Source organism: Tepidiforma sp. (assembly GCF_034433535.1).
Taxonomy (GTDB): domain Bacteria; phylum Chloroflexota; class Dehalococcoidia; order Tepidiformales; family Tepidiformaceae; genus Tepidiforma.
Genome location: NZ_DAOUAO010000217.1, coordinates 1 through 3,230 on the forward strand (window position 1 = coordinate 1; position 3,230 = coordinate 3,230).

Annotated in this window: 3 protein-coding genes; all 3 read left to right on the forward strand. The window is 71.9% G+C overall.

Annotated features, from left to right (window positions below; translation table 11 throughout):
* Positions 1–1,312 (forward strand): AarF/ABC1/UbiB kinase family protein (locus tag VAE46_RS11465; RefSeq protein WP_322797071.1); only part of this gene is annotated, 1,312 nt, incomplete at its 5' end.
* A 174-nt stretch (positions 1,313–1,486) separates the two neighbouring features.
* A complete protein-coding gene (locus tag VAE46_RS11470) occupies positions 1,487–2,173 on the forward strand; it encodes a PaaI family thioesterase (protein ID WP_322797072.1) in 687 nt (228 codons plus the stop codon).
* 41 nt (positions 2,174–2,214) lie between these two features.
* Entirely contained in the window at positions 2,215–3,039 is an 825-nt protein-coding gene (locus VAE46_RS11475) for an Fpg/Nei family DNA glycosylase (protein WP_322797073.1), read from the forward strand.
* Positions 3,040–3,230 lie beyond the last annotated feature (191 nt).

Sequence of the window (3,230 nt, forward strand, 5' to 3'; positions counted from 1 at the left end):
CTCCCACCTCCCACCTCCAACCTTTAAGATTCGAATCGTGTTCGAAACCGTCCGGCGCCTCCGCCGCTCCGCCCGCGTGGCCCGCGCCGGCGCCGCCATCTACCTCGGCTACAAGCGCACCCAGCGCCGCGCCCGCCGCCTCCCGCCGGAGCAGGCCGAGGCCGCCTGGCTCGCCCGCCACGAAGCCGCCGCCGAGACCCTCTATCGCCTCGCCACCGACCTCCGCGGCCTCTACATCAAATCCGGCCAGTTCATCGGCACCCGCACCGACCTCCTCCCCGAGCCCTACACCCGTTCCCTTTCCCGCCTCCAGGACGCCGTCCCGCCCCACCCCTTCGAGGTCGTCCGGCGCACCATCGAAGCCGAGTTCGATGCCCCCATCAGCGACCTCTTCGGCAGCTTCGACCCCGAACCCGTCGCCTCGGCCTCGCTGGCGCAGGTCCACCGCGCCACCCTCCCGGGCGGCCGCCAGGTCGTCGTCAAGGTCCAGTACCCCGAAGTCGCCGGCCTCGTCCGGCTCGACCTCCGCAACCTCAAGACCATCGTCGGCCTCGTGGCCCGCCTCGAACCGTCCTTCGATTTCCGCACGGTCGTGAACGAAATCGCCAGCCAGGTCCCGCTCGAACTCGATTTCGAACGCGAAGCCGACATGACCCGCCGCGTGCGCGCCAACCTCGCCGCGCTGCCCGGCGTCGTCGTGCCCGAGGTCATCCCCGGCTACGTTCGCCGCCGTGTGCTGGTCACCGAATACCTCGAGGGCGCGCGCCTGCTCGACGCCGAGCGCCGCGACGCCCACGCCCCCGACCGTGCCGCCCTCGCGCAGACCATCTCCAGCGCGTACGGCCACCAGATCATGGTCGACGGCCTCTTCCAGGCCGATCCTCACCCGGGCAACATCCTCGTGCTCCCGGGCGGCGCCGTGGCCCTGCTCGATTTCGGCCTCACCAAGGAGCTGCCCGATGCGGCCCGCCGCGGCTTCGCCCGGCTCGTCCTCGCCACCGCCGCCCGCGACCCGGAGGGCATCGTCCGGGCCTTCCGCGAGCTCGGCGTCCGCACCCGCAGCGAAGACCCCGAGAGCCTCCTCGCCACCCTCGCCATCCTGTTCGAGCCGCGGCCGATCGATGCCGGCCGCTCCGAACTGCGGGAACGGAACCGCGTCCTCCGAGCCAACCCGGTCGAACAGATCCCCGGCGACCTCGTCCTCCTCGGCCGCGTCATCGGGCTCCTGCGCGGCGTCTGCGCCAGCCTCGGCACCCCGCTCTCCCCCATGCAGATGCTCCGCCCCTACGCCGAACGCGCCCTCGCCGGCTGACCCCTGCCCCGCATCCCCGCACGCGGGAGAAGGGGAGAAAGGGAGAGGGGGAGAAGGGGAGAGGGCAGCACTCCCACCTCCTCCCGGCTCCCGGCTCCCCGCTCCCTGGCGGCGAGGTCGGGGCTGCGGGGCTCCCGGCTCCCACCTCCAACCTCCAACCTCCATAATGCCTTCATGGCCGAACCGTCGTTTAACGAAACCATCGCCTCCCTCGAGAACTGGCTTCCCGGCGATGAGCCCGCCACGGGCCAGCGCGCCGCCCTCCACCGCCTCGCCGCCGCCATGCGCACCGTCGCCGAAGCCCTCACCGACATGCAGGCCGACGAGGCCGACCTCCTCGCCGCCGCCGAGGCCATGGAGCAGTTTGGCGCCCGCCTCGAGGCCACCCGCACCGGCCATCGCCCCTGGGGTTTCGCCGAATCCGCGCCCGCCGGCAACCCGCGCGCCATGTTCGACCGCTCGCCGGTGATCGGCCTCGGCAACCCGGTCGCGCCGCCCCTGCGCATGGAGATCAGCGGCGACCGCATCATCGGGCGGGCGAATTTCGGTGCCCAGTACGAGGGCCCGCCCGGCCATGTCCACGGTGGCATCGTCGCCGCCGCCTTCGATGAGGTGCTCGGCATGGCCCAGGCCCGCACCGGCAGGCCCGGCATGACCGGCACCCTCACCATCCGCTACCGGCGCCCCACGCCGCTGCACACCGAGGTCGTCTTCGAAGCCCGCGTCGACCGCGTCGAAGGGCGCAAGATCTTCGCCTCCGGCACCCTCCACGCCGGCGAAACCCTCTGCGCAGAGGCCGAAGGCATCTTCATCTCCGTCGACTTCGACCGCCTGCGGGAGGCCGCCGCCGGCCGGTCCTGAGCCTCCCGCCGCGCCCCGCGTCGGCGTATCCTCCAGCGGCCATGCCCGAAATTCCCGAGCTCGAAGCCATCCGCGGCTTCTTCCAGGAGCGCCTCCCCGGCGTCGCTATCACCGCCGCGCAGGTCCGCATCCCGGTCGTCTTTCGCACGCCCGCCAGCGAATTCCGCGAAACCCTCCCCGGCGATGCCTTCGAGGCCATCGACCGCCGCGGCAAGTTCCTGCTCTTCGGCCTCGCCTCCGGCCGCATCCTTGCCATCAATCCGATGCTCACCGGCCGCTTCCAGTACCTCCCGCCCGAGGCGAAACTCCCCGCGAAAACCTGCCTGGTGCTCCAGCTCGCCACCGGCCCGACCCTTCGCTACGCCGACGAGCGCCTCATGGGCAAGCTCTACCTGCTCCCCGCCGACCGCCTCAGCGCCATCCCCGGCTGGAGCGACAACGGCCCCGACCTCCTCGACCCGGCGCTCGATGAGGCCGCCTGGCTGCGGCGCATCGCCCGCTTCCGCGGCCAGGTCAAAAACATCCTCGTGAATGCCGCCTTCGTCCAGGGCATCGGCAACGCCTACGCCGATGAGATCCTCTGGGAGGCCCGCATCAACCCGTACACACCGCGCACGCGCCTCGATGAGGACGACCTCCGCCGGCTCTTCCGCGCCGCCCGCGACGTGATGGCCTGGGCCACGCCGCTCGCGCGGGAAGCGATGGTTCGCGGCGACAGCCTCGACTATGAAGAGCGCCGCGACTTCCTCCGCGTGCACCGGCGCGGCGGCCAGCCCTGCCCCCGCTGCGGTACCCCCATCAGCGAAATCACCGCCAACCAGCGCATCACCAGCTTCTGCCGCACCTGCCAGCCCGGGGGCCCCTGACCCCACCCCTCCCAAAGGGAGAAGGGGAGAGCGGGAGAACGGGAGAACGGGAGAACGGGAGAACGTCCCCGCTCCCGGCACCCCCTCCAACCTTCCACCTCCAACCTTCAACCTCCAACCTCCCACCTTCAACCTGCTCCCGGCTCCCCGCTCCCGGTTCCCGGGCGGGGCGTCGGTGCGGGCGGGGCTCC

Bases quoted from the DNA above. Each gene is read 5' to 3' on its own strand.
- VAE46_RS11470 (WP_322797072.1), top strand. From the start codon at position 1,487: ATGGCCGAACCGTCGTTTAACGAAACCATCGCCTCCCTCGAGAACTGG.
- VAE46_RS11475 (WP_322797073.1), top strand. From the start codon at position 2,215: ATGCCCGAAATTCCCGAGCTCGAAGCCATCCGCGGCTTCTTCCAGGAG.